The sequence below is a fragment of the Albidovulum sp. genome (genome assembly GCF_049646345.1).
In the GTDB taxonomy this organism is placed as follows: Bacteria; Pseudomonadota; Alphaproteobacteria; order Rhodobacterales; family Rhodobacteraceae; genus Albidovulum.
This window is the reverse complement of record NZ_JBARVQ010000397.1, coordinates 1-3013: the sequence shown is the minus strand read 5'-3', so window position 1 is coordinate 3013 and position 3013 is coordinate 1. Positions and strand designations below refer to the sequence as shown.

Sequence of the window (3013 nt, the reverse complement as noted above, 5' to 3'; positions counted from 1 at the left end):
CATCAGTATAGATTAGGTTGGGTAGGGTCTTCAGTTTCTCCCACTGCCCCTGATCATGCTTATCGGTGAATCTACGAGGATCGGCACCTTTTCCCGGAGCTTTGACTTCAACAAAGCCGACAAGCATAGACTTGAATGTAATTGCATAATCTGGTCGGGTTTTGAGCTCCGACAGGGACGTTTCACCAACCGATACAATAGCCCCCGCAGGAAGCCCGGCGAGCTCGGCCATCTGTGCTATCAGAGTTTCAAGAGGCGCACGGAGCTGATCTTCGGGCGCGCCTGAAACACCAACATTTTTTAACTTGGATTTCGCTGTAGCACCGAAGTCAGCAACAATTTCAGAAAGTGTTCTACTCAAAGCCTGCCCTCAAGATCTTGCAAACCCGCTTTTCTGCGGGAGCCGGTTATCTACTTAATGACGCGAAGCTGTTGCCCTCTAGCAGGACGTACAGGTTCAGCCGCCAGCCCGAAGGTCAGCTTTTCAATTTCGTCCACTGGCAGGTGCAGTGCACGCGCAATGGTCTCTTTCGTCTTTCCCTCACGCCACAGGTGGTCAAGCACCTGCTTCCAAACTCTCGACTTGTCACGATCTGTCCCCCCCGGCTCGCCAGTTCGATAGCCCCGCTGCGTAAGATCGATACACATGGACCGGTACTGCCAGTCGGTTAGTAGGCCAAGGCCATGGACTCGATAGGCTAGCGCCATTGCAGATACTCTCCACCGCTCCTTCAGCTTCAGAAGCAAGTGAACTGAAGGTGAGGGGGGAATACGCCCCCGCAGGTCTTCTGAGGGCATTAGAAAGCTGGATGCGAAAGCATTCGCCTCACGCTCTACATCCCTACCGTGCAGCGTGTTGCCACCAGCATGCAAAATCAAATGTCCCAACTCGTGCGCAGCGTCCATGACACCATGCTCGGCTGTCTTCATAGTATTCAAAAACACATACGGGACACCGTCTTGCCAAAACGAAAATGCATCCACATTGAGCGTCTCTTCCGCGAGTGAGAAAACACGCACTCCTTTTGCCTCTAGAAGCGCGATCATGCTTGCTATTGGCTTCTCGCCAAGACCCCATGCTTGCCGAAGGCCCCGCGCGGCAGCTGCCGGATTTGGCTCATAACCCATATCCGGCAGCACAGGTTCTGGCAGATTGAACTCCTTCGAAAGCCACTGCCCTACATCCACACCAATTTCACCGGCTGCACGTGCTGCTTCACGCTCCCGGACGCTAGTGCGTTTGAGGCTACGGAAGCTCACAGCCTCGGCTGGAAGTTCGCAGGTTTCCTGCACAAAAAAGAATTCAACCGGATAGCGCGTTGCCTTCGCAAGCGCCTCGACTGTTTCAACGGTTGGCTCGCTTTGCCCATTCTCAATTCTCGAAAGATGTACACGCGACAGCCCCGCAGCTTCCGCCACCTGTATTGCGGTCATCTTTCTGCGTTTGCGGGCAAGGATTAAGCGAAGGTGGTTGAAGGGGTCGTGCCTAGTCATTTCCGTGAGATCATGATGTCGAAGTCGATAGCTTCATCATCTGAAGAGTCATCTTCTACAAGAGCATCAAAATCCTTGCCGTCATGCACGAAGATGCGCTCGATAAACTCAGAAAATTCACCGTTCTTGATAAGTGCATGAGTTACTTCCACGGCGCCATCCTGGGCGACCATCACATACCAGACCTCAAGATCAAGCCCCTCACCGGAATGGGTGGACGGAACAACCTCCTCGATCAAATCGAATGCACTTCCCTGGCTGAGTCGTTCTGAACCGGCACCTTTACGACTGCGTGCTTGTGGCAAATCCGACAGGGAGCAAGAAACATCTACGTTTTGATAAAGAACGATAATCTTCCGGTTAGGATGGCGAACGCCGTTGGTGCCATAAGACTGGTCAATCACCCAACCACGCTTCAGAAGAGTCGCCCGCAGTTCACGAGTGCCATACTGATAAGCAAGCTGCCCGGCCCCGTTTGCAGGAAATAGGGGTGATGAACCTGTCGCATGCATACTTGCGGCGACATTACGGATGTCCAATACATCTTGCTTGCCCATACCCAACTCCGAAAGCCTACGATCTACGTCAAGGTCTTCAATGTAGACTTTTGTAACTGCTCGGGGCACGGGATTCTCCATGTTACATTTTCCTCCCATCTATGATGGCAGAAAAATGTAACATGGCAAGCCCTATCTGTCTGCCGCCACCTTTGGGGGCGTCTGCGCGAAGCGCCGGGCCTGTCGTCGGGTGGCCTTTAGGCTGCCCGGCGGCAGGTCATCCTAAACCCGCCTGCGACTAGGGCTGACCCTCCAAGAAAAAAGCCCCCGCTAGATCGCGGGGGCCTCAAAGTTTTCGGTAGGTTTGGCTCCTATTCGGCGGCCATCCGGTCAACCTGCGCGGCGCGGGCCATGATGTAATCAACGGCCTTCTGTGCCTCGGATGCGGCCCTAAAGATTGCCCGATTGTCTTCCTTCAGTGCCTTCAACCAGCCTTCGACATAAGCGGCACTCTGTTCAAATTCAGGCTCAAGTCCAAGCTGGGCGCAAAGCATGCAGTTTCCGTTTTCGGCCACCAGCTCTTCGAACGCATAGGCCTTGCGGTCATTGAAGCGGCTGAAACGGTCCAGCCGCTGCGCGGCCCCTGTCCAGTGGGTCAGCTCATGCGCCAAGGTGCCGTAGTAACCTGCGGCGCGGTGAAAAGTGGCAATCAGCGGCATGTGGATACGGTCGGTTTTCAGATTGTAGTAGGCGCGCGGTTCCTCGGTGGTGTCGATCTGCGCGCCGGTCGCCGCAAAAAACGCTTCAAGCTCGGGGTCTGCCTCGGTGCCAAGATCGCGGGGCGGATCGGGCAGAAGGTAAAAGTCGGCGGCAAGCCCTTCGATCTGGTCGGCGTTGAAAACACGATAGGCGCGGGCGTAGGGGATCTGACGTTCTTCGCCGTTTTCGTCTTCACGCTCGACGGTGCCAAACTTGACCACGGTAGAAGACTTCTCACCCTTGCGCACATAGCCCCCAAGCTC

Annotated in this window: 4 protein-coding genes; all 4 read right to left on the bottom strand. The window is 54.8% G+C overall.

The window, feature by feature from the left end; genetic code table 11:
• Positions 1-361, bottom strand: a 361-nt coding sequence (locus tag WBB85_RS09710) for a hypothetical protein (RefSeq protein ID WP_432638421.1), incomplete at its 3' end; no start/stop codon positions are given.
• Between the two features lie 50 nt (positions 362-411).
• Complete coding sequence (locus WBB85_RS09705; RefSeq protein WP_432638420.1) at positions 412-1494, bottom strand: helix-turn-helix domain-containing protein; 1083 nt, start codon at positions 1492-1494, stop codon at positions 412-414.
• On the bottom strand, positions 1491-2132 hold the full coding sequence (locus WBB85_RS09700) for a hypothetical protein (RefSeq protein ID WP_432638419.1): 642 nt from the start codon (positions 2130-2132) through the stop codon (positions 1491-1493). The genes WBB85_RS09705 and WBB85_RS09700 overlap by 4 nt, the downstream gene beginning before the upstream one ends.
• Before the next feature lie 230 nt (positions 2133-2362).
• The coding region (locus WBB85_RS09695) for an ArdC family protein (RefSeq protein ID WP_432638418.1) at positions 2363-3013 on the bottom strand (651 nt) is incomplete at its 5' end.

Bases quoted from the DNA above. Each gene is read 5' to 3' on its own strand.
- WBB85_RS09705 (WP_432638420.1), bottom strand. From the start codon at position 1,494: ATGACTAGGCACGACCCCTTCAACCACCTTCGCTTAATCCTTGCCCGC.
- WBB85_RS09700 (WP_432638419.1), bottom strand. From the start codon at position 2,132: ATGGAGAATCCCGTGCCCCGAGCAGTTACAAAAGTCTACATTGAAGAC.